The organism is Sphingomonas sanguinis NBRC 13937, assembly GCF_001591005.1.
GTDB lineage: Bacteria > Pseudomonadota > Alphaproteobacteria > Sphingomonadales > Sphingomonadaceae > Sphingomonas > Sphingomonas sanguinis.
Genome location: NZ_BCTY01000001.1, coordinates 116,965 through 139,413 on the forward strand (window position 1 = coordinate 116,965; position 22,449 = coordinate 139,413).

18 protein-coding genes are annotated in these 22,449 nt (G+C 65.1%); 9 read left to right on the forward strand and 9 right to left on the reverse strand.

What is annotated here, in order from left to right; translation table 11 throughout:
• The first annotated feature begins 1 nt into the window (after position 1).
• From cysN to SSA01S_RS00580, 3 genes are read left to right on the forward strand one after another with little or no spacing between them, the layout of a single operon-like run.
• Positions 2-1,915 carry a sulfate adenylyltransferase subunit CysN gene (cysN, locus tag SSA01S_RS00570; protein ID WP_061778716.1) on the forward strand — a complete coding sequence of 638 codons (1,914 nt, stop codon included), beginning with the start codon at positions 2-4 and terminating at the stop codon, positions 1,913-1,915.
• Positions 1,912-2,643 (forward strand): 3'(2'),5'-bisphosphate nucleotidase CysQ, encoded by a 732-nt coding sequence (locus SSA01S_RS00575; RefSeq protein WP_170171678.1) that lies wholly within the window; start codon positions 1,912-1,914, stop codon positions 2,641-2,643. Before cysN ends, SSA01S_RS00575 begins: the two co-directional genes overlap by 4 nt.
• 57 nt (positions 2,644-2,700) lie before the next feature.
• Positions 2,701-3,411: a ZIP family metal transporter gene (locus SSA01S_RS00580; RefSeq protein ID WP_061778718.1), complete on the forward strand. Its 711-nt coding sequence runs from the start codon at positions 2,701-2,703 to the stop codon at positions 3,409-3,411.
• A 53-nt stretch (positions 3,412-3,464) separates the two neighbouring features.
• Here the strand turns inward: SSA01S_RS00580 and SSA01S_RS00585 are convergent, their stop codons facing one another.
• The 5 genes from SSA01S_RS00585 to SSA01S_RS00605 all read right to left on the reverse strand — a co-directional run bounded on the left by SSA01S_RS00585 (position 3,465) and on the right by SSA01S_RS00605 (position 7,399).
• Positions 3,465-3,983: a YciE/YciF ferroxidase family protein gene (locus tag SSA01S_RS00585; RefSeq protein ID WP_061778719.1), complete on the reverse strand. Its 519-nt coding sequence runs from the start codon at positions 3,981-3,983 to the stop codon at positions 3,465-3,467.
• Positions 3,984-4,008: 25 nt separating this feature from the next.
• Complete coding sequence (locus tag SSA01S_RS00590; protein ID WP_061778720.1) at positions 4,009-4,791, reverse strand: SDR family NAD(P)-dependent oxidoreductase; 783 nt, start codon at positions 4,789-4,791, stop codon at positions 4,009-4,011.
• A gap of 11 nt (positions 4,792-4,802) precedes the next feature.
• The gene (locus tag SSA01S_RS00595; protein WP_061778721.1) at positions 4,803-5,978 is read right to left on the reverse strand and encodes a zinc-dependent alcohol dehydrogenase; all 1,176 of its coding nucleotides are present in this window, start codon (positions 5,976-5,978) and stop codon (positions 4,803-4,805) included.
• Complete coding sequence (locus tag SSA01S_RS00600) at positions 5,975-6,565, reverse strand: SRPBCC family protein (RefSeq protein WP_061778722.1); 591 nt, start codon at positions 6,563-6,565, stop codon at positions 5,975-5,977. Before SSA01S_RS00600 ends, SSA01S_RS00595 begins: the two co-directional genes overlap by 4 nt.
• 117 nt (positions 6,566-6,682) lie before the next feature.
• Positions 6,683-7,399, reverse strand: coding sequence for a Crp/Fnr family transcriptional regulator (locus SSA01S_RS00605; RefSeq protein WP_244885490.1), 717 nt, complete (start codon positions 7,397-7,399; stop codon positions 6,683-6,685).
• A 544-nt stretch (positions 7,400-7,943) separates the two neighbouring features.
• On the opposite strand from SSA01S_RS00605, the gene SSA01S_RS00610 reads away from it, so the two are divergent.
• Entirely contained in the window at positions 7,944-9,134 is a 1,191-nt protein-coding gene (locus SSA01S_RS00610) for an amino acid aminotransferase (protein ID WP_061778724.1), read from the forward strand.
• Positions 9,135-9,219: 85 nt separating this feature from the next.
• On the opposite strand, the gene xylA is transcribed toward SSA01S_RS00610, so the two are convergent.
• Genes xylA through SSA01S_RS00625 form a run of 3 tightly spaced genes read right to left on the reverse strand, consistent with a single transcriptional unit; the run spans position 9,220 to position 13,144 of the window.
• The gene (gene xylA, locus SSA01S_RS00615; RefSeq protein ID WP_061778725.1) at positions 9,220-10,542 is read right to left on the reverse strand and encodes a xylose isomerase; all 1,323 of its coding nucleotides are present in this window, start codon (positions 10,540-10,542) and stop codon (positions 9,220-9,222) included.
• A 1-nt stretch (position 10,543) separates the two neighbouring features.
• Complete coding sequence (gene xylB, locus SSA01S_RS00620; RefSeq protein ID WP_061778726.1) at positions 10,544-11,992, reverse strand: xylulokinase; 1,449 nt, start codon at positions 11,990-11,992, stop codon at positions 10,544-10,546.
• 9 nt (positions 11,993-12,001) lie between these two features.
• Positions 12,002-13,144, reverse strand: coding sequence for a glycoside hydrolase family 43 protein (locus SSA01S_RS00625; protein ID WP_419836501.1), 1,143 nt, complete (start codon positions 13,142-13,144; stop codon positions 12,002-12,004).
• Between the two features lie 247 nt (positions 13,145-13,391).
• Between SSA01S_RS00625 and SSA01S_RS00630 the strand changes: the two genes are divergently transcribed.
• The 5 genes from SSA01S_RS00630 (at position 13,392) to SSA01S_RS00650 (ending at position 20,828) form a co-directional block, all read left to right on the forward strand.
• Positions 13,392-14,462: an alpha/beta hydrolase gene (locus tag SSA01S_RS00630; protein ID WP_167348871.1), complete on the forward strand. Its 1,071-nt coding sequence runs from the start codon at positions 13,392-13,394 to the stop codon at positions 14,460-14,462.
• A gap of 35 nt (positions 14,463-14,497) precedes the next feature.
• The gene (locus SSA01S_RS00635) at positions 14,498-16,414 is read left to right on the forward strand and encodes an NPCBM/NEW2 domain-containing protein (RefSeq protein WP_061778728.1); all 1,917 of its coding nucleotides are present in this window, start codon (positions 14,498-14,500) and stop codon (positions 16,412-16,414) included.
• Between the two features lie 81 nt (positions 16,415-16,495).
• Complete coding sequence (locus SSA01S_RS00640; RefSeq protein WP_061778729.1) at positions 16,496-17,632, forward strand: endo-1,4-beta-xylanase; 1,137 nt, start codon at positions 16,496-16,498, stop codon at positions 17,630-17,632.
• Entirely contained in the window at positions 17,629-19,293 is a 1,665-nt protein-coding gene (locus SSA01S_RS00645) for a glycoside hydrolase family 43 protein (RefSeq protein ID WP_061778730.1), read from the forward strand. The genes SSA01S_RS00640 and SSA01S_RS00645 overlap by 4 nt, the downstream gene beginning before the upstream one ends.
• Positions 19,290-20,828, forward strand: coding sequence for a glycoside hydrolase family 43 protein (locus tag SSA01S_RS00650; protein ID WP_061778731.1), 1,539 nt, complete (start codon positions 19,290-19,292; stop codon positions 20,826-20,828). Before SSA01S_RS00645 ends, SSA01S_RS00650 begins: the two co-directional genes overlap by 4 nt.
• Positions 20,829-20,843: 15 nt before the next feature.
• Here the strand turns inward: SSA01S_RS00650 and SSA01S_RS00655 are convergent, their stop codons facing one another.
• The gene (locus tag SSA01S_RS00655; RefSeq protein WP_061778732.1) at positions 20,844-22,388 is read right to left on the reverse strand and encodes a tryptophan halogenase family protein; all 1,545 of its coding nucleotides are present in this window, start codon (positions 22,386-22,388) and stop codon (positions 20,844-20,846) included.
• Positions 22,389-22,449: the final 61 nt, after the last annotated feature.

Genomic DNA, 22,449 nt, shown 5'->3' on the forward strand with positions numbered 1-22,449 from the left:
GATGACCGCCTATCAACCCGATGCGCTGATCGCCGCCGATATCGACGCCTATCTCGCCACCCATGCCGCCAAGTCGATGCTGCGCTTCATCACCTGCGGCTCGGTCGACGACGGCAAGTCGACGCTGATCGGTCGGCTACTCTATGATTCGAAGACCATCTTCGAGGACCAGCTGAGCCAGCTGGAGGCGGACAGCCGCCGCGTTGGCACGCAAGGGGCGAATATCGACTTCGCGCTGCTGGTCGACGGTCTCGCCGCCGAACGCGAGCAGGGCATCACGATCGATGTGGCTTACCGCTTCTTCGCAACGGAGAAGCGCAAATTTATTGTCGCCGATACGCCCGGCCACGAGCAGTATACCCGCAACATGGTGACCGGCGCTTCGACCGCCGACCTGGCGGTGATCCTGATCGACGCGCGGAAAGGTGTGCTGACCCAGACACGGCGGCACAGCTATTTGGCGCATCTGGTCGGGATCAAGGAGATTGTGCTGGCGGTCAACAAGATGGATCTGGTCGGCCATGACCAGTCGGTCTTCGACGCCATCGTTGCCGATTATACCGCCTTCTCAAAGGGTATCGGGATCGACCGCTTCACGGCGATTCCGCTGTCGGGCCTGACCGGCGCGAACGTTACCACGCCCTCGCCCGACATGCCCTGGTATGACGGCCCGCCGCTGCTGCCGCATCTGGAGACGGTGGCAATCGACGGTGACCGGGCGGGCGCGGCATCGTTCCGTATGCCGGTGCAATGGGTCAATCGGCCCGATCTCGACTTCCGGGGCTTTGCGGGTCTGATCGCCAGCGGCCAGGTATCGGTCGGCGACCGGGTGCGGATCGCACCCTCCGGCAAGACGACCAGCATCGCGCGGATCGTCACCTATGACGGCGACCGCGAACAGGCAATTGCGGGCGAGGCGGTGACGCTGGTCTTGGCCGAGGAGGTCGACTGCTCGCGCGGCGACGTGATCGCCGCCGCCGAGGACCCGCCTGAGGTCGCCGACCAGTTCGTCGCCACCATCGTCTGGATGGCCGACGCAGCCTTGGTGCCGGGGCGCAGCTATTCGCTGAAGCTGGGAACCCAGCTGGTCGGTGCGACGGTCCAGCCGCCGCGTCATGTGGTCGACGTCAACAGCCAGGAACAGCGGCCCGCCGACACGCTGGCGCTCAACGATATCGGCCTCGCGGAGGTTTATGCCGACCGCCCGATCGTGTTCGAGCCGTATGAGAAGGGCAGCACGCTCGGCGGCTTCATTCTGATCGACCGCGCGACCAATGCGACGGTCGCGGCGGGCATGATCGACCATGCGTTGCGCCGCGCGCAGAACGTTCATTGGCAGTCCGCCGTCATCACGCGCGAGGCCCATGCCCGGCAAAAGGGCCAGGCCCCCAAGGTATTGTGGTTCACTGGCCTCTCCGGTTCGGGCAAGTCGACCATCGCCAACATGGTCGAACAGAAACTGCATGGGCTGGGCCGCCACAGTTTCCTGCTGGACGGCGACAATATCCGCCACGGCCTGAACCGCGACCTGGACTTCTCCGAAGCGGGCCGCGTGGAAAATATCCGACGGGTGGGCGAGGTCGCCAAGCTGATGGCCGATGCGGGCCTGATCGTGCTGACCGCGTTCATCTCACCCTTCAAGGCCGAGCGGGACATGGTCCGCGCCCTGCTTCCGCAAGGTGAGTTCGTCGAAATCTTCGTCGACACCCCGTTGGCGGCCGCCGAGGAGCGCGACGTGAAAGGCCTCTACGCCAAGGCGCGGGCTGGCGAGATCGCCGAGTTCACCGGCATCTCCAGCCCCTATGAAGCCCCCGACCGACCCGAGATCCGGATCGACACGACCAAGGAGACGGCGGAACAGGCCGCATCGCGGATCGTCGAGCATGTGCTGGGCATCTGGAGTTACGATCTGTGACCGACGCCGAACTGGCTCGCCTGGTCGCTGTCGAGGCGGGCGAATTGCTCAAGTCCCTCCGCGCGTCGAGCGGGCTGGACGGCGCGGCCCTCGGCGCGCTGGGTGACAAGGAGGCCAATACGCTGATCCTCGATCGCTTACGCGCCGCGCGGCCCGACGACTTCATCCTGTCGGAGGAGTCGGTCGACGACCGCGCCCGCTGTGCCGCCAGCCGGGTCTGGATCGTCGACCCGCTCGACGGCACCCGCGAATATGCCAGTGGGTCGAGCGAATGGGCTGTGCATATCGGCCTAGCCATTGACGGCCGTCCGGCCCTCGGCGCGGTGTCGGTGCCCGACCGCGATCAGGTGTTCGCGACCGACGACCTGCCCCCCCAACATCCTCCCTGCCCGGCGGGCCTGCGCGTCGTCGTCAGCCGTAGCCGCGCGCCCGATATTGCGGCGTGCGTCGCCAACCGGCTAGGGGCCATCATGATCCCGATGGGATCGGCGGGTGCCAAGGCGATGGCGGTCGTAGAGGGGCGCGCCGATGTCTATCTGCATGACGGCGGCCAATATGAATGGGACAATTGCGCTCCCGCCGCCGTAGCGCTCGCGGCCGGGCTCCACGCCTCGCGGATCGACGGGTCACCTCTCGTCTACAATTGCGAGAACCCGTTATTACCCGACCTGCTGATCTGCCGCCGGGAGGTCGCCAATACCGTGCTGGAAGCGATTGCCCGGGGCTGATACAGGTTTCCGAAATGTGACCTTGTAACGTCTCATTCCCTCGTTCATGGGTCGCCAATGACGCTCATTCCTCTTGCCTTCGGACTGGCCGCCATGGTCGCGACGTTGGCCGGCGGGCTGTTGGCGCTGCGCTTGCGGCACCGGATCGGGCTGGTACTCGGCCTGACCGCCGGGATCGTCGTTGGCGTCGCGCTGTTCGACCTGGTGCCAGAAGCTTTGGAGCTGGCGGCGGATCGCTGGCCGGTGCGGGCGCTGATGGCGTTCACCGCGCTGGGGCTGGCGGGCTATATGCTGCTCGACCGGTTGCTGGCAAAAATTCCGCGAGCCGCCGCTGTATCCTGGCGCGGCGACCTGGGCCCGGCGATGCTGTGCCTGCACAGCCTGATGGATGGGCTGGGCATCGGCGTCGCGTTTCAGATCGATACGGCGGCGGGCTGGATGATCGCGCTGGCCGTGCTGACCCATGACGTGGCGGACGGGGTCAACACCGTCTCGCTGAGCCTCGCGGCGCGGTCCGAGGCGGCAGCGCGGCGCTGGCTGGTGCTGAACGGGGTGGCACCGATGTTGGGCGTCATTATCGGCCTCGCCATCTCGATCCCGTCGACCATGCTCGCCCCGCTGATGGCGCTTTTTGCCGGGATTTTCCTTTACATCGGTGCGTGTGAACTGGTGCCGCGCAGCCAGTCACTCGATCCTCGCCTGAGGACGGGCCTGGGAACCATTGCGGGCATCGTGCTGATGCTCGCCGTCACGCACTTCGCCCATTAAGGTAAAGGGCACCATCGCCGCGCGGGTTTGGCCCGGCGGCGATGCCCGCCACCTCAGATGGTCTGGACGGCCTCTGCCGCCGCGTTAGCACCACCTTCGGCCAAGCCCGTCAGCTTCTCGTCGGTCGCCTTTTCTTCGGCCAGCGTCTCGTCGAGGATCGCCGCGCAGTCGCTGCGCCCCAGCTGTCGCGCCCAGGCGACGAGCGTGCCATAGCGGGCGATTTCATAATGTTCGACCGCCTGTGCCGCCGCAATCAGCGCTGCGTCCAGAACGCGCTTGTCCGCGACCTCGCCCGCGACCTCATTGGCTTCCTTGATGATGCCGTCGATGGCGGGGCACGTCACCGCCTTGGGCGTTTCGCCGTGCATCTCGAACACCTGTTCCAACCGCCGGATCTGGCCTTCGGTCTCGCGCAGGTGCTGCTCGAACCCCGCCTTCAATTGGGCGTCGGTCGCCTTGTCGATCATCTTGGGCAGCGCCTTGGTGATCTGATGCTCGGCGTAATAAATATCCTGAAGCTGGTGGACGAACAGGTCGTTCAGCGTCGCGATATCCTTGGAAAACAAGCCCATGATCGTCTCCTTTATGATATGATGTTTAGCGGTCGGCCGAGCCGGGCTCGGCAATCTTGCGGTGCGCCTCGGCCAGAACGGACTGGGGCACGACGCCCGCGCCCGCGACCTGCGCCTTGTTCTCCAAGCCGGGGACGATATGCCCCTCGCCCGCTTTCATCGCCTCCCAGCCCTTGCGCGCCACCTCGGCTGGGTCTGCCTTCTCGCCCGCACCCACCCGGGTATCGAGCATGTCGGCCCGCGCGAAGAAAGCGGTGTCGGTCGGGCCCGGCATCAGGGTAGTCACGGTAACACCCCGATCCTCCTTCAACTCGTTGCGCAGCGCCTCGGTGAAGTTGTCGATGAACGCCTTGGTCGCGTTATAGATCGCGTTGAAGGGGCCGGGAATGAAGCCGACGATCGATCCGGTCACCAGCACCTTGCCCTCGCCACGCCGGACCATGCCGGTCAGTACCCGCTGGAGTAGGTGCACCGTTCCGGTCACATTGGTGTCGATCGAGCGCCGCCAGTCCTCCACCGACTGATCGAGGAAGGCCCCGCCCTTGCTGTTGCCCGCATTGGCGCACAGCACGTCGATGGCACGCCCATCGGCAGCGGCGAGCAATGTGTCGACTCCCTCCCACGTCGCAAGATCGGCCTCGACTGCCTGCACCTGCGCGCCCAGCGCCGCCAGATCGCTGGCCGCGACATGGATGGCGGGCTCATCCGCGACGATCAGCAGGTCATAGCCGTCGCGCGCCGCACAGGCCGCCAGATGATAGCCGATGCCCGTCGAGGCACCGGTCACAATTGCGAATTTCTCTGCCATGGCGGGTCTCCTTACTGACCGGGCTTCAGCACGATCTTGGTGACTTCGTTCTGCTGGTCGTGGAACATCCGGTAGCCCTCCGGCGCCTGGTCCAGCGGCATCCGGTGCGAGATGAGGAAGGTCGTATCGATCTTCCCCTCCATGATCGCATCGAGCAGGCCGGGCAGGTAATGCTGGACGTGCGTCTGCCCGGTCTTGAGCGTCAGCCCCTTCTGCATCACCGCACCCAGCGGAAACTTGTCGACAAAGCCGCCATAGACGGCGGGCATCGACACACGGCCGCCCTTGCGACAGGCCAGGATCGCCTGTCGGATGGCGTGGATGCGATCGGTGCCGAGGAAGGTCGACGCCTTGATCTGGTCGATCGCGTTGTCGACGAACATCCCGTGCGCCTCCAGCCCGACGGAGTCGATCACGGCATCGGGACCAATCCCGCCGGTCATCTGCATCAGCGCGTCATAGGTCGCGCTCTGCTCGAAGTTGATCGTCTCCGCGCCGAACTTGCGCGCCAGTTCCAGCCGGTGCGGGAAATGGTCGATCGCGATCACCCGTTCGGCACCCATCAGAAACGCCGACTGGACGGCGAAGAGACCGACCGGACCGCAGCCCCAGACCGCAACCGTATCGCCGGGCTCGATCTGCGCATTTTCGGCGGCCATCCAACCGGTGGGCAGAATGTCGGAAAGGAACAGCACCTTCTCATCGTCCACGCCGTCCGGGATGACGATGGGGCCGGCGTCGCTGAACGGCACCCGGACATATTCCGCCTGCCCGCCCGCATAACCACCGGTCATGTGGCTATAGCCGAACAGAGCCGACATCGGTTGGCCGTAGAGTTCGCGCGCGATATCCTGATTGTCGGCCGGGTTGCCGTTCTCGCAACCCGAATATTGATGTTTGCCGCAATGATAGCAGGAGCCGCAGGCAATGGTGAACGGCACCACCACCTTCTGCCCCTTTTTCAGCGTCGAACCCGAACCCGTCTCGACCACCTCGCCCATGAATTCATGGCCGAGAATGTCGCCCGACTGCATCGTCGGAATATAACCGTCGTAGAGGTGCAGGTCGGAGCCACAGATGGCCGTCGCCGTCACCTTGATGATCGCGTCGCGGGGATTGACGATTTCCGGGTCGTCGACATTGTCGATGCGGACGTCATGCTTGCCATGCCAGGTCAGCGCCTTCATGCGGCTTGCTCCTCATATTGCCGACGGTTCATCGCGTTGGTCGCGACCTCGCCCGTCTCCATCTGCTGCTTGAAGCGCGCCAGGTCGCGGCGGAGCTGGATATGGGGTTCGCGCTGAAACAGTTTCGCGACCAGCTTTCCGATCATGCCTGCGGGCGGATCATAGAGGATGGTGGCGGTCACGATCGTCCCGCGTGGTCCGGCATCGCGAAAGGCGACACGCCCCGAATGGGCGACGTCGGCGCCCTCGGCCGATGCCCAGGCAATCAGACTGTTCTCTTCCTCCTCGGTCACGATGGCGTCCCATTCGACGGTCGTGCCACCGGGTGCCTTGACCACCCAGTGCGAACGGCGGTCGTCAAGCACCTCGATCCGCGCGACATTCTCCATGACCGTCGCCAGGTTCGCGAAGTTGCGCCACCAGGCATAGAGTTCGGCCACCGGCCGGTTGATCGTCACCGCCCAGCCGGTCAGGCTGTCTCCCCGGTCCTCGACGGCTTCCTGGGTGGCGATACGGACGGCGGCCTTGCTGTCCTTGGACGCGGCAAGCGGCGCATCGTCATAGGGTCTGTCGGCGGTGTCGGGCATGGACCTCTCTCCTCATTCCGTGCCCGGACAGCGATGGAGAAGACGGCTTGTTCCTTATTTAATGACCTTTTTACAATATCTTGATGAACATCAATGATACAACACAGGAAGCCTTGGTCAGCCGCTCGAAACCCGCACCTGCGCCCGTCCGACCTTGCGCGACAGAGCCTTGGGATCGGGGATGGTCATCGAACGTGACGACCAGAGCAGGTCACCCGCACGCCGTGCCGCCTGCAGCATCCGGTTCACATGCACCGCCGTCAGCCCCAGCGCATCGGCCAGCGTTTCCTGCGTGATCGGCAGGTCATAGCTCGCCCCCTGGGTCAGCCCGCTCATCGCCAGGCGCTCCTGAAGCTCCAGCATCAGGTCGCCGATCCGCTCCATCGCGTTCATCCGGCCCAGCCGAGCGATCTGGGCAAGCAGATAGGCCTCGTCGAGGGCATGCGCGACCGCATAGGCCTCGTCCAGGCTGGGTGACGTACCCCAGTCGGGCGGGACGCAGGTCGTCACCTCTGTCAGGGTAATGACACTGGTCGGCGCGACCGGGCTGTGATGATGATAGTGACCGACGACATCGCCGGGCAGCAGGAAATTCAGGAACTGCCGCCGCCCGTCGAGCAGAATGCGAACGCGCGCCGCCCAGCCCGACAGGATCAATTGCGGGCTGGGGATGTCGCGCCCTTCCACCACCAGGTCGCGACGCGGCCGATAATGTTGCGACCGCCCCATCGACTCCGTCAGGGCCGAGACGGCCGCGTGGTCCATCGGCGCCAACCGCGACAGGCGGTGGAGAGCTGGCGAAAAATCCATCGATGCGCGGGAAAGAACGCTCACGGCAGGGTCCCCGCCGCATCCTTCATGGGCATGATCGTCCATGCCATGCCGACATGGCCCATTCCTCGGGAAAGCGGTGCGTTACGAAACACATTCATCGCAGATAATCCTCATCGGGCCGACAACCGATTGCGGTCGAACGGCGAGGGCGATGACGCGACAGACGTCACCAGAAATTCTATCATTGGAGGTTCGAGCGGGCCGAACCGTCGGTCAGTCCCGGGTTCGCTTGCCGTCACGATTATCGCGAACGGTCCGAGCGTCACCGGGACATCTTCCGTTCCCACGGTCTACGAACAACTGTTGCCGACGCTCCATAATGCACATCAATATCGTCTATTTTTCGGGTCTTATTTGAATAAACAGGGCAGGGTGTTGGATTTCCGGGGCATGTCGCGACACTATTGCTGCTCCATTCAGGCTGGTTTCGGGATTGAGCGGGGCCGCCCTCTGGTAAGCCGCCGACGGACAGGGCATCGGACATTCCCTTTCGCGATCGAAACCCTATGGTGCGCGCCTTGCTGTTGAAGAGGCTTTTTCCACGATGCGTTTCGCGACCCTGACCCGCCAGCCCGACGACCCCTTGCTGCGGATCATCGGCCAGCATGGCGCCGATCCCCGGCCCGACAAGATCGATCTGGGCGTCGGTGTCTTTCGCGACGAGGCCGGGCACACGCCGGTGATGACCGCGGTCAAGGCGGCGGAGGCCCGCCTGCTCGCCGAACAGTCGAGCAAATCCTATCTCGGCCCCGAAGGCGATATCGGCTTTGTCCGCGCGCTGGCCGGGCTGGTCATCGGTGACACGGTCGCTGCCGAGCGCATCGTCGGGCTGCAGACGCCGGGCGGCACCGGCGCGCTCCGGCTGGCGGCGGAGGTGCTGGCGCGCGCGGGCGTAGCGAAAATCTGGATCGGCAGCCCAAGCTGGGCCAACCATGCCCCGCTCTTCCGTCAGGCGGGCGTCGAACCGGCACTGATCCCGTGTTTCGACCTGAACAGCCAGACCTTCGACCTGAACGGTTTCCTGGCCGGGTTGACCGGCGCGGCGGCCGGCGACGCGGTGCTGCTCCACGGCTGCTGCCACAACCCGATCGGGATTGATCCCGATGCGGCGGGCTGGGCCGCGATCGCGCAGGACGTGGCGGCGCGCGACCTGCTGCCGGTGGTCGACCTGGCCTATCAAGGGCTGGGCGACGGGTTCGATGTCGACGCCGAGGGTGCGCGCACGATCCTGGCGGCGGTGCCAGAGGCGCTGCTGGCCTATTCCTGCGACAAGAATTTCGGGCTGTATCGCGAGCGGACCGGCGCGCTGTTCGCCCTGTCGCCCGATCGGGACACGGGGGCCGTGGTGTTCTCGAACCTGCTCGCGCTCGCCCGCGCCAACTGGTCGATGCCGCCCGATCATGGCGCAGCGATCGTGCGGATCATCCTGGAAGACGAAGGCCTGACCGCCGAATGGCGCGACGAGCTGGAGACGATGCGCCAGCGATTGGAAAGCCTGCGCGCGACCCTGGCGGCGGGTGGCCGGATCGGCGCGATCGATCTGGGCGCGGTGGCGCATGGCAAGGGCATGTTCGCCACCCTGCCGCTCTCGCCGTCGCAAGTGGAATGGCTGTGCGACCGGCACGGCATCTATATGGCGGGGTCCGGCCGGATCAATATCGCCGGGTTCAACACGACGGCGATCGGGCGTTTCCACGATGCGCTGCGGGACATGGCGGCGAACGGCGTGGCGTAAGACGATACAGAAAGGGCGCGCCCGGATCGCAGGGCGCGCCCTTTGCGTTTAGCGGGTTGGAAGGGACGACCCCGGCCCCCTGCCCTTACTTGCCCGAATGGACGATGCGGTTGACGAGATTCTCGATCCGCTCCTGACGGCCCGAGCGGGGCTTCGGATCGATCGCCTGCTGCTCGGCAAGGTCCGCGATTCCGGCGAGGTCCAGCCCACCGACCTTCTGACCGAAATCACCGTCCCAACCGGCGTAACGCTCGGTCTTGATCGCATCCAGACGACCGTCCTCGATCAGCGCGGCGGCGTTGAGCAGGCCCTTGGCCACCACGTCGATGCCGCCGACATGGCCGTGGAACAGGTCCACCGCGTCCATCGACTGGCGACGCACCTTGGCGTCGAAGTTGAAGCCGCCGGTGGTGAAGCCGCCCGCCCGGATGATCTCCAGCACCGCCAGCGTCAGTTCCTCGACCGAGTTGGGGAACTGGTCCGTATCCCAGCCATTCTGGTGGTCGCCGCGATTGGCGTCGATCGACCCGAAGATGCCGAGCGCACCCGCCGTCGCGATCTCATGCTCGAAGGTGTGACCGGCCAGCGTGGCGTGGTTTGCCTCGATATTGACCTTCACTTCATTCTCGAGGCCGTACGCCTTGAGGAAGCCGTACACGGTGGCCGTGTCGAAATCATACTGGTGCTTGGTCGGCTCGTGCGGCTTCGGCTCGATCAGGATGGTGCCGTTGAAGCCGATCTTGTGCTTGTGCTCGACGACCAGGGTCAGGAAGCGGCCCAGATTGTCCAGTTCGCGCTTCATGTTGGTGTTGAGCAGCGTCTCGTAACCCTCGCGACCGCCCCACAGCACATAGTTCGCGCCGCCCAAGCGATGCGTCGCCTCCAGCGCGTCGCGGACCTGCATTGCGCCAAAGGCATAGACTTCGGGGTCCGGGTTGGTCGCGCCACCGGCGGCGAAGCGCGGATGGCTGAACAGGTTGGCGGTGCCCCAGAGGAGCTTGCGACCCGAGGACGCCTGCAGCTTTTCGAGATGATCGACCGCTTCGGCGAAGTAACGGCGATGCTCGGCGACGCCCTGCGCATCGGCCATCACGTCGACATCGTGGAAGCAGTAATAGGGTACGTCGAGCTTCGAGAAGAAGTCGAACGCCACTTCCCGCTTCTGCGCGGCGGCGGCGCTGTCATTGGCGCCCGCATGCCAGGGGCGGTTGAAGGTGCCGCCGCCGAACACGTCCGAACCCGGCCAGCAGAAGGTGTGCCAGAAGCACGCGGCGAAGCGGAGATGCTCCTCCATCGTCTTGCCCAGCACGACACGGTTCTTGTCATAGAAGCGGTAGGCGAGCTCGTTCTCGCTGTCCGGGCCTTCATAGCGAATCGTCGGGATGTCGGCGAAAAAGTCGGTTGCCATGTTACGAATTCCTCGGAGTGATGCGGGAATAGCTGTCGCGGAAGCGCGCGATCTTGGGGGCAAAACGCTCGGCGAGTGCGGCGTCGGGGGCGATGGTGTGAGACACTGGCGGCGGTGCGCAGACCTCTTCCGGCGATCCGCCGTCGACCGCCAGCTGGGCAAGACGGGCAGCGCCCAGTGCGGGGCCGACCTCGCCACCCTTCAGATAGACCAGCTCGACGTTCAGCGCGGCGGCCAGCGTCTGGCCCCAATAGGACGACCGTGCGCCGCCGCCAATGACCGAAAGCTGCGACAGTTCGGTCCCGGCGTCGCGCAGCACCGACAGGCCATCGGCCAGCGCAAAGGCCACACCCTCCAGCACCGCCTGTGCCAGCCGCTCCGGCGTGGTGTCATGGTCCAGCCCCAAAAAGCCCCCGCGAACCTCGGCATCGTTATGCGGCGTGCGCTCGCCGGACAGATAGGGGAGGAAGATTTCCGGGCCGCTGGCCGGGCCGACGCTTTCCGCGCGAGCGAACAACTCTGCGGCACCCGGCGTACCGGTCAGCCGTGCCACCCAGTCGATGCACGCAGCCGCCGACAGATGGACCGACATCTGATGCCAGACATTCGGCAGACAGTGACAGAAGGCGTGGACTGCGCCGGCCGGGTTGGGACGAAATTCCTTCGTCGCGGCGAAGATCACGCCAGACGTGCCCAGCGACAGCAGCGCATCGCCGTCCTTCACCACTCCGACACCAGCGGCCCCGGCGGCGTTGTCGCCACCGCCGCCCGCGACCGGCACCTGATCGATGCCCCAGGCCTCCGCCACGTCGGCACGCAGGCGTCCGGTCTGTGCCGTGCCCTCGACCGCCTGCGGCATCTGCGCGCGGGTCAGCCCGGTCGCGGCGAGGATGTCGTCGCTCCACGTGCGCGCCGCCACGTCGAGCCACAAAGTGCCCGCCGCATCGGACACGTCCGACGCCTTCTCGCCCGTCATCCGCAACCGGACGTAATCCTTGGGCAGCAGGACGGTGCAAATTGCCGAAAACGTTTCTGGCTCGTGATGCGCGACCCATAGCAATTTGGGCGCGGTAAAGCCCGGCATGGCCAGATTGCCCGCGATCCGGTGGAGATCGGGGGCCTTGTCCTCCAGTTCGACGCACTCGGCATGGCTGCGACCGTCATTCCACAAGATACCGGGGCGAAGCGGCCGGTCGTCCGCGCCCAGCAGGGTCGCGCCGTGCATCTGCCCGGCGAGGCCGATGCCGCGCACCGCGCGGCGAACGGCCGGGTCGATCGCGCGGACGGCGGCGGTCGTCGCCTGCCACCACGCCTCCGGGTCCTGTTCGGACCAGAGCGGGTGGGGACGCTGTACGGTCAGCGCCGCCGTCCCTTGCCCCACCACTGCGCCATGTTCGTCCAGCACCACGGCTTTGACGCCGGACGTGCCGATATCGATGCCCAGAAACATCCGCCGTCCTTACTTCACGAACGGGTCGATGGTCGGGATCGTCCCGTCCGGGTTAAACTTCAGCTCGGTCATCTTGACGTTGCGCAGATGATTCTTCCCCGACAATTGCGTGTCAGCGTAGAAGAGCCACCATTTGCCCTTCCACTCGACGATCGAATGATGAGTGGTCCAGCCCTGCACCGGGCTCAGAATATGCCCCTTATAGGTAAAGGGGCCGTACGGGCTGGTGCCGATCGCATAGTTCAGGAAATGCGTGTCGCCGGTTGAATAGGTATAATAATATTTGCCGTCCCGCTTGAAGACCCAGGACGCCTCGAAGAAGCGCTTGTCATGGTCGCCGCCCAGCACCGGTTTGCCCTTTTCGTCGAGGATCACGACGTCGCGCGGTGTCTCGGCAAAGGTCTTCATGTCGGGGTTTAGTCGGGCGATCTTGCCCGAAATGGCGGGCTGGTCGTCCTGCTTCAGGTCGGTGTCGCTGCCGTTCGGATCGTACTTGCCGTCCTTCCAACGCTGAAGCTGACCGCCCCAGATGCCGCCGAAATACATATAGGCCTTGCCGTCCGCGTCCTGGAACACGGCCGGGTCCATCGAATAGCTGCCGGGGATCGCCTGCGGTTCGGCCTTGAAGGGGCCCATCGGATTCTTGGACGTCGCGACGCCGATGCGGAACGCGCCCAGGCCGTTCTTGTCCTTGGTCTTATCGCGCGCCGGGAAATAGAGATAATAGGTGCCGTCCTTATAGGCGGCGTCGGGTGCCCACATCTGCTGCGAGGCCCAGGGCACGTCCTTCACGTCGAGCGCGACCGGGCCGACGGTGACGGGCCCGCCCGGCTCGTCCATGCGCAACACGCGATAGTCCCGCATCGCATATTGGTTGCCGAGATCGTCGTCCTTCGTCTCGGTCGGGATGTCGTGGCTGGGATAGATATACATCTTCCCGTCGCCCCAGACATGGGCGGACGGGTCGGCGGTGAAGATATCGCGCACCAGCGGCTGCGACAGGTAATGACGGCCATCGGGAGCGGTCGGGTTGGGATCGTTGGCCGCGGCGGCGCTATTGTCCTGCACCGCATTGTCGGCCGTCTTGGGGCCACCACAGGCCGCCGTGCCAAGACCCAGCACGACCACGCTGGTCATCATCAAGCGCTTCATCGCTTACCTCTCCCACGCGCTCCATCTTTGGAGCTTTGATCGCACGATAGCGCTATCAGTTGGCGGGATGCAAGGTCGGTTCGTCGTTTTCGGTTTTGTCGACACGGGAGACGTCGCATTGCTTGACAAAGGGCCGCCGTGCATTGTTGGTAACGATATCTGACCCCTCGCTCACCATCGCAGGGCTCGCATCACGACAAGACCGACACGTGATGTCGGCGGATACCCAGGACAGAGGATGACCCGCATGGCCCTTCGCTTCTCGCACACCCGCTGGCTGTTCGCCGCCGGTCTGGCGCTCGCGCCGCTGGCCGCCGCACCGGCCCAGATGGTCACCCAGTCGCCCGCCACCGTGCCCGGTGCCAGACCCGTCACGGTCGAGCGGATCAAGGTCCATTCCGCCGCGATCGAAGGCAACCTGGAGGGCAACAGCGCCGACCGCGACGTCATCGTCGTCTTGCCGCCCGACTATGCGCGGAACAAGGTGCGCCGCTATCCGGTCGTCTACGCGCTCCATGGCTATTCGATCGGCGCGGACCAGTGGACGAAGGAGATCCATGTCCCCGCCTCGGTGGAAGGTGCCTTTGCGCGCGGGGTGCCGCCGATGATCCTGGTCTTCCCCGACAGCAAGACGATGCACAACGGATCGATGTATTCTTCATCCCAGACCGTCGGCGATTTCGAGCGGTTCATCAGCCACGACCTGATCGCCGCGATCGACGCGCGCTATCGCACCATTCCGAAGCGCGAAGCCCGTGGTCTCGCCGGTCACTCGATGGGCGGATACGGCACCGCGCGCATCGGCATGAAACACGCCGATATGTACGGCGCGATCTACATGATGAGCCCGTGCTGCCTGTCACCGCGCATGATGGCCCGGCCCGAGGGCACTGACGAGAAGCTGCTGACCAGCCTCGCCTCGCCCGCCGACTCCGCCAAGCTTAACTGGGGCCAGCGCGCGATGCTGGCCGCCTCGGCCGCCTGGTCGCCCAATCCGAAGAACCCGCCGCTCTACCTCGACCTGCCGGTCAAGGACGGCGAGATGCGCGATGACATCACCGCAAAGTGGCTGGCGAACACCCCGCTCGCCTTTGTCGACCAATATATCGCGCCGCTCCGCAGCTACCGGGCGATCGCGCTGGATGTGGGATCGCAGGACGGACTGAAGGCTGATGCCCAGGCGCTGCACGAGGCGCTCGACCGCTATGGCATTACGCACCGGTTCGAAATCTATGACGGCGATCACGTCAACCGCATCGGCGTCCGCTTCCAGGAACAGGTCCTGCCCTTTTTCGGCCGCGCCCTGGCGACGAAGTGAGGGAGAGACCAAAGCTCATGCGGGAAGGACAAGCCATGCGACGAACGAAACGCGCCTTATGGACGGCAGCGGCGACGCTGGCCTGGGTCGCCCTGCCCGTGACCGCGAATGCCGCGCCGGACAAGGCCGACCCGCTCGCCCCGACCGGTCGCTGGAGCGCCAATCAGGATGGGCAGGCCGCCCTGCCGCCGATGGGCTGGAACAGCTGGAACGCGTTCAACAGCGATGTCGATGAGGACAAGGTCATGGCCTCGGCCCGGCTGATCGTCGACAAGGGCCTTCGCGAGGCGGGCTATCGTTACATCAACATCGATGACGGCTGGTGGCTGCGGCGTCGCCAGCCCGATGGCCGCTTGGTCATTCGCGCCGACAAATTTCCCTCCGCCGCCGCTGGTGCAAACCAGCAGACCAGCTTCCGCCCGCTGACCGACCGGCTCCACGCGATGGGGTTCAAGGCGGGGATCTATTCCGATATCGGGCGCAACAGCTGCGGCCAGGTCTACACCCCCAATTTCGCCAACCAGCCCGAGGGCACGATCGCCGAGCGCGAGGTCGGTCTGTACGGCCATATCGATCAGGATATCGCGCTCTATTTCCGCGAATGGGGCTTCGATTACATCAAGGTCGATGGATGCGGCATTCGCGGGCTGGGCAAGGACAGCGAGCATGTCCGCAAGGGCGATTATCGCGCGCTTACCCCGCTGATCGACATGAATTCGCTGGCACGGACCGACATCCCGGCCGTCCGCTCGCTCTATGAACAGGTCGCCACCGCCCTGCGTCGCGAGAACCCGGACGGCGACTATCTCTTCTCGCTCTGCCTGTGGGGCTCATCGGACGTGCGCAGCTGGGGCAAGCAGATCGGCAATGTCTCGCGGACCAGCGACGATATCACCGCACACTGGTCGCGGATGCTGACCAATCTCGATACCAGCGCGACCCGCGCGCTCTATGCCCATCCGCACACATGGAACGACCCGGACATGCTGTTCATCGGCTCGGGCGATTTCGATGCCAACCACATGACCGAAGCGCGCTCGCACTTCGCGATGTGGGCAATGATGAACGCGCCGCTGCTGATCGGCTTCGACCTGCGCAAGGCCAATGCCGAGCAGATCGCGCTACTGGGCAACCGGGCGATCATCGCGCTGAACCAGGATGCGGCCGGCAACCAGGCGGTGCCCGCCTATCTGTCCGATGACGTCCAGATCTTTGTGAAGAGCTTGGCCAATGGCGACAAGGCGGTGGCGATCCTCAACCGCACCGCCGCGCCCATCCAGCCGATGCTGACCACCGACCACCTGAAACTGCGCGGCGAGGTCGAGCTGACCGACCTGTGGACCGGCGCGAAGAGCCGCTTTTCGGGTGAGACGAAGCTGACCCTCGCACCGCACCAGACGCTGATCTACCGCGTCACCGGCGCACACCGGCTGGCGGACGGCCATTATCTGTCCGAAGCGCCCAGCGACGTGAACCCGGCCGAGGACGGCATCGCCCTGCCCGAGGGCGACCCGACCATCCATCACGAACTCAGCCCCTGGGGCGGCAGCAAGGGCCCAGGCGACTTCCCGCAATATGACGGCTGGGGCGGTGCTCAGGCCGACCGCACGCCGTTCGGGCGACCGCTTCGCCTGATGGGCAAGGTGTATGATACCGGCATCGGCGTACTCGCCAATTCGCGGCTGGAGGTGCGCAATCGCGGGCAGTCCCGCTTTGCCGCAACGGTCGGGATCGACGATTCCGCCACCGCGCGCGGAAGGCGTGTGGTATTCGAGGTTTATGGCGACGGCCAGCTGCTCGCCCGCTCGCGCCCTGTCAGCCTGAACGAAGCGCCCGCCGCTATTCAGGCCGATGTGCGGGGCCGCCAGATCGTCGAATTGGTCGCCCGCTCCGATAGCGCTCCCGACGCCCCGCTGCCTGTCGTATGGGGCGATGCGCGACTGACTGACTGACTTGGATTAGCGTGGATCGTCATGGTCTTGCCGTTTGATCGGCCCCATGCAAATGTCGATGAAAATCATAGGGAGAGGGTGATGAGACCCGATTGGCAAGGGCCGGTGCTGACCCGTCGTCAGCAGCTGGCCGGCATAGCAGGCGGCTTGGCGATGGGAGCGCTACCTAGCGTAGCCTGGGCGGCGGATGATCGCGCCAGCCTGCGCGACCTGGCGGCGCAGAAAGGCATTCTCTTCGGCACCGCAATCAATGCGGGGCGCGGATCGCCGATCAACGACCCAGGCTATGGCGCCATCGTCGCGCGCGAATGCGGCGTGCTCGTCCCCGAAAACGAGATGAAGGTCTATGTGCTGGGCAATGATCCGGCGCATCTGAACTTCGCTCCGGCCGACCGGATCGCAGGCTTTGCGCAGGACAATGGCATGAAGCTGCGCGGCCACACCCTGCTGTGGAACTACAGCAAATATATCTCGCCCGCGCTGGCCCAGACGGTGACCGCGACTGGCGCGGAGACATGGCTGCGCCGTTACATCGCCGCCGTCGCTGGGCATTTCGGCGACCGCATCTATAGCTGGGACGTGGTCAACGAGACGATCGATCCCAAGACCGGCGAGGTCCGGGGCACGGTGTTCGACCAGGCGCTGGGCTTCGACGTGTTCAAGATCGCCTATGAAACCGCGCGCGAGCACGCCCCCCATGCTCAGCGCGTCTATAACGACTATATGTCCTGGGAGGTCGGCAACGAGACGCACCGCGCGGGCGTGCTCCGCCTGCTGGAGCGGTTCCGCAAGGAGAACGTCCCCGTCGACGCGCTCGGCATCCAGAGCCATCTCGGCAATGACGGCAGCCATTCCAAGGTCCAGCGTGCGGAATGGAAGCGCTTCCTCGATGAAGTCACCGCCATGGGCTATCGCCTGCTGATCACCGAGTTCGACATCAACGACCGCGAAATGCCCAAGGACATCGCCCAGCGCGATGCGCAGGTCGCCGCCGTCGCCAAAAGCTATCTCGACCTGATGCTGTCCTATCCACAGCTCGACCAGCTTCTCTGCTGGGGGTTGTGGGACAAGCATAGCTGGCTGAATGGCTTCGCCCCGCGTGCCGATGGCCTGCCGCAACGGCCTTTGCCCTATGACGATGCGCTCAGCCCCAAGCCGATGCGCGCCGCCATCGCCGACGCCCTGCGCGCCGCGCCGGTCCGAAAGGGCATCGCGTGATCCGCAACCTGACCGCGCTGGCACTGGCCCTGTCGACCGCCGGGACCGCCGCTGCCCAGACCGCGACGTTCGAGCGTTTTACCTATCAGGGCCGCTCGATCGAACAGGCGAAGCCCAAGGCGGGCGAGTATCTCAACCCGATCATCGCGGGCTATTATCCCGATCCGTCGGTGACGCGGGTGGGCAAGGATTATTACCTCGTCAACTCGTCCTTCGCGCACTTTCCCGGCCTGCCGATCTTCCACTCGACCGATCTTGTCCACTGGACCCAGATCGGCAATGCGATCGACCGGCCCGGACAGCTGGACTTCAGCGGCCGTTCGGTGTCGGAGGCGGTGTTTGCGCCCGACATCAGCTATCACGACGGCACCTTCTACATCGTCAACACCTGCGTCCAGTGCCGGGGCAATTTCGTCATCACCGCCAAGGACCCGGCGGGGCCCTGGTCCGACCCGATCTGGCTGCCATTTGAGGGGATCGACCCGTCGATCTATTGGGAAGGCGACCGCGCCTATATCGTCAACAACCGCGCCCCCAATGAGACGCCGCGCTATGACGGCCACCGCGCCATATGGGTCCAGGAATATGATTGGCGCGCGGGCAAGATGGTCGGCGAGAGCACGCAGCTGGTCAATGGCGGTGTCGACCTGTCGAAAAAGCCCGTCTGGATCGAGGGGCCGCATATCTTCAAGAAGGACGGCTGGTATTATCTGACCGCCGCCGAAGGGGGCACCAGCGTCAACCACTCGCAGGTCGTGCTGCGATCGAAGGAACTGCGCGGCCCCTATGTGCCCTTCGCGGGCAACCCGATCCTGACCCAGCGCGACCTCGATCCGAAGCGCCAGCATCCGATCAGCGCGGCGGGCCATGCGGAGCTGGTGCAAACGCAAAATGGCGATTGGTGGGCCACCTTCCTGGCGACGCGGCCTTACGCCGACGACTATTACAATATCGGACGCGAGACCTTCCTGCTGCCGGTGACGTGGAAGAATGGCTGGCCGATAATCCTGGACAAGGGCAAGACCGTGCCCTGGACGCTCGCCAAGCCCCGCCTGCCCGCCAGCCCCGCCCCCAAGCTGCCGACCAGCGGCGATTTTGGTTACACGGACGAGTTCGACGGCACCAAGCTCGCCATGCAATGGATCGGCGTCCGCACGCCGAAGACGCCGTTCTACACGGTCGCGAACGGATCGCTGACGATGCGAGGCGGCGACGCGCTGGGCGATCGGCAGGGTGTGCCGGGCTTTGTCGGGCGGCGGCAGCAACACGCGATTGCCGATATCTCGACCACCCTGACCTTCACCCCCGCCAAGGACGGCGCGCGGGCCGGGCTGGTCGCGATGCAGAACGACTATGCCTATCTGTTCTTCGGCCTGACCCGGATCGACGGCCAGCCGCGCATCGCGCTCTACACCCGTTCGGGCCGGAACACCCGCGACGAGACCGCCCCCGAGACGCTGGTCGCCTCCGCGCCCCTGAATGCGAAGGGCCCCGTCACCCTGTCGCTCCATGCCAAGGGCGGGACCATGGCCTTCGATTATCGGGTCGGCGGCAAGACGATGACGCTGAAAAACGATCTCGATACCCGCTTCCTCAGCACCGCGCGGGCGGGCGGCTTTGTCGGGACGGTCATCGGCCCCTATGCGTACACGCCGCGATGAAGTGGCTGTCCCTCGCGCTGCTCCTCGCCGTGCCGTCGCTGGCGGGGGCACAGGCCTGGCAATCGGACAAGGGAAACGGCACTTACGCCAATCCCCCGCTCTACGCCGACTATCCCGATCCTGACATTATCCGGGTCGGGCGCGATTTCTATTTCATCACCACGACCTTCGCGAACGTGCCCGGCCTCACCATCATGACCTCGCGCGATCTGGTGAACTGGCGCTTCGTCGGGCATGTCATCGATCATCTGGACGGCCTGCCCGAATATGACCTGAAGAAGGGCGGCGCGTATCGAAAGGGCATCTTCGCCCCCAGCCTGCGTTATCGTGACGGCATCTTCTACATCGCGGTGACCCCCGTCGGCGAGAAGACTCGCATCTATCGATCGAAGGACATTCGCGGTCCGTGGGAAATGAACCGGATCGGCGAGGCGGCGTTCGATCCCGGCCTGTTCTTCGACACCGATGGCAGAGCCTATATCATGACCTCGGTAGGATCGGACGGCACCAACACGCTGCTCAGTCTGGACCGTAACCTGCGCACCGTGACCGACAAGCGGGTCGTCTATTACAACAAGGGCGCGGAGGGCTCGAAGGTCGTCAAGCGTGGCGACACTTACTACATGTTCAACGCCATCCCCCGGCGGCTGGGCATGACCGTCTCGCGCGCCAAAAGCCTGTTCGGCCCCTGGGAAACCCGCGACCAGATCGACGACACGACCGGCGGCCATCAGGGCGCGATCGTCGACCTGCCCGACGGCACCGACTATGGCTTCGTCATGACCGATGCGGGCGCGGTCGGGCGGATGACCAATATCAGCCCGGTCTTCTGGAAGGACGGCTGGCCCGTCTGGGGCACGCCGCAAGCGCCGGGCCGCGTTCCCGCCACCGCGACCAAGCCGATTGAGGGCCAGCCGGTCACCCTCCTCCCCGCCTCGGACGATTTTGCGGGGCGGAAGCTCGGCCTGCAATGGCAATGGAACCACAACCCTCTGCCCGACCATTGGTCGCTCACGGAGCGTCCCGGCTATCTCCGCCTGCGCGCGACCCAGGCGCCCGCGCTGTGGAGCGCCCGCAACACCCTCCTGCAAAAAGGGCAAGGGCCGTTCAGCCGGGGCGTTGTCGCGGTCGACGCCTCTCATATCCGGGTGGGCGACCAGTGCGGCTTCGGCACATTCGGCAAATATAGCGGCCATATCGCGGTCAGCCGGGGTAGCGATGGACGGCTGACGCTGACCATGCGCGTGATCGAGGATCTGGCGACGAGCCAGAAGACCGACGTCCGGGTCGATGCACAGCCCTTGTCGGGAGAGCGCCTGTTTCTGCGCACCGATATGGACTTCAAGACCGACCGGGCGAGCGTTGCGTACAGCAGCGACGGCCACGACTGGCGGACGCTGGGCGGCGACTTCCCGCTGGCGTTCGACTGGCGGACGGGCACGTTCCAGGGGCAGCAATATGCGCTGTTCTGCTACAATCCCGGCGCGCCGGGCGGATGGATGGATGTGGACAGCTTTACGCTGACGGGGCGCTGAGGGGCGTCCCGTGGTCTAGAAAGTCGGCAGTCCCCGCTCGACGATTTTGCGGATGAGGTCGCGGTGACGCGGCAGGCCCGCCAGCAACCGTCCGGTCTGCACCTCATTCTCCCGCCGAGCCCGCTGCGCCGCGATGGTCTCGGGGGCGAGGCTACCCGGTGCGATCTCCGTCCGCTGGCCCATGCCGTAGAGGACATATTGATAGCTGGCCGAGGGAAAGACCTCCTCCACCCGGTCGAACTCGTCGTGCATCCACGGCACTTGGTAGCGCCACAGTTCCATCAGGTCCCGCAACCGGTCGGGCATGGTCTCGGGGCGGCGATTGTCCCGCCAGAAGTCGCTGTCGGTGCGCTGGGTCAGGGCGTAGTGCAGCTTCAGGAAATCGACGATCCGGCCCCAGCGATAGAGCGTCGTGTCGTTGAAGCGCCGCGCGACGGTGTCCATCACCTCGCGACAGGCGGGCATCTGCTCGGCGATCAGCTTGGCCGATAGCTCGATCAGCACGATGGCGGAGGCCTCCAGCGGTTCAAGAAAACCCGCTGCCAGACCCACCGCCACGCAATTGCGTTCCCAGAAGCGGGCCCGGTGACCGGCCCGGATCTTCAACTCGCGCACCGACAGATCGCGCCCCGCCTCGCCCAGATAGGCGCGAAGTTCACGCTCCGCTTCGTCGCGGCCGATATGGCTGCTGGAAAAGACATGCCCCACGCCGCGCCGGGTCGGCAGCCCAATATCCCATATCCAGCCCGACGACTGGGCGGTGGAAATGGTGTGCGAGGCGATTGGAGTTTCGGGATCGTCATAAGGCACCTGGATCGCCAGTGCCGTGTCGCAGAACAGCACGTCGTTCAGGGGGCGGAACGGCACCCCCAACGCCTCTCCGAGCAGCAGCGAACGAAAGCCGGTACAATCGACGAACAGATCGCCCGTCACCTCCCCCGCCTGGGCGGTGCGCACCGCGCGGATGTCACCGCTCTCGGCCAGCACCACCTCTTCGACATCGGCCAGCACATGCCGCACCCCGAGTTGCTCGCAGCAATGGCGGCGCAGGAAGTCGGCGAACTTGCCCGCGTCCAGATGGTACGCGTAATTGGCCAGCGCTTCATATTCCGGCGTCGCGATCGTCTTGGGGGCGAGCCCGGCGTCGCAAATCCGCCCTTGCGGCGTCACCGCGTCGCAGAAGCTCGCCTCCTCCTCCCCCGCCAGCCAGTGCGACGCGAGATTCACCTGTCCAAAACTCTGCGGCAGCATCAGCGGATGATAATAGCCGTCCTCCGCCGCGCCGGTGGTCCAGCGATTGAACCGAGCCCCTTGTTTGAACGAGGCGTCGCACTCGCGGAAAAACGTCGTCTCCGAAACACCCATCGCCTTCAGCGTGGCGCGGAGCGTCGGCCATGTGCCCTCGCCCACCCCGATGATCGGCACGTTGGGAGATTCGACCAGCGTCACGGTAAAGCCATGCGGCCGCCGCCCCTGATGCCGAGCAGCGATGACGCCCGCCGTCAGCCACCCGGCCGTCCCGCCGCCGACGATCACGATATGCTGAACAGGCTGAACCATGATGGCAAGACAGTCCGATAAGCGCCGGGGATGTCAAGCCGAAGCCTGACATCCCCGTGCA

Coding starts and splice junctions, on each gene's coding strand:
- xylA (WP_061778725.1), bottom strand. CDS start 10,542: ATGGCAACCGACTTTTTCGCCGACATCCCGACGATTCGCTATGAAGGC.
- SSA01S_RS00580 (WP_061778718.1), top strand. CDS start 2,701: ATGACGCTCATTCCTCTTGCCTTCGGACTGGCCGCCATGGTCGCGACG.
- SSA01S_RS00590 (WP_061778720.1), bottom strand. CDS start 4,791: ATGGCAGAGAAATTCGCAATTGTGACCGGTGCCTCGACGGGCATCGGC.
- SSA01S_RS00600 (WP_061778722.1), bottom strand. CDS start 6,565: ATGCCCGACACCGCCGACAGACCCTATGACGATGCGCCGCTTGCCGCG.
- SSA01S_RS00650 (WP_061778731.1), top strand. CDS start 19,290: ATGAAGTGGCTGTCCCTCGCGCTGCTCCTCGCCGTGCCGTCGCTGGCG.
- SSA01S_RS00625 (WP_419836501.1), bottom strand. CDS start 13,144: ATGAAGCGCTTGATGATGACCAGCGTGGTCGTGCTGGGTCTTGGCACG.
- SSA01S_RS00635 (WP_061778728.1), top strand. CDS start 14,498: ATGCGACGAACGAAACGCGCCTTATGGACGGCAGCGGCGACGCTGGCC.
- SSA01S_RS00585 (WP_061778719.1), bottom strand. CDS start 3,983: ATGGGCTTGTTTTCCAAGGATATCGCGACGCTGAACGACCTGTTCGTC.
- SSA01S_RS00610 (WP_061778724.1), top strand. CDS start 7,944: ATGCGTTTCGCGACCCTGACCCGCCAGCCCGACGACCCCTTGCTGCGG.
- cysN (WP_061778716.1), top strand. CDS start 2: ATGACCGCCTATCAACCCGATGCGCTGATCGCCGCCGATATCGACGCC.
- SSA01S_RS00655 (WP_061778732.1), bottom strand. CDS start 22,388: ATGGTTCAGCCTGTTCAGCATATCGTGATCGTCGGCGGCGGGACGGCC.
- xylB (WP_061778726.1), bottom strand. CDS start 11,992: ATGTTTCTGGGCATCGATATCGGCACGTCCGGCGTCAAAGCCGTGGTG.
- SSA01S_RS00640 (WP_061778729.1), top strand. CDS start 16,496: ATGAGACCCGATTGGCAAGGGCCGGTGCTGACCCGTCGTCAGCAGCTG.
- SSA01S_RS00630 (WP_167348871.1), top strand. CDS start 13,392: ATGGCCCTTCGCTTCTCGCACACCCGCTGGCTGTTCGCCGCCGGTCTG.
- SSA01S_RS00595 (WP_061778721.1), bottom strand. CDS start 5,978: ATGAAGGCGCTGACCTGGCATGGCAAGCATGACGTCCGCATCGACAAT.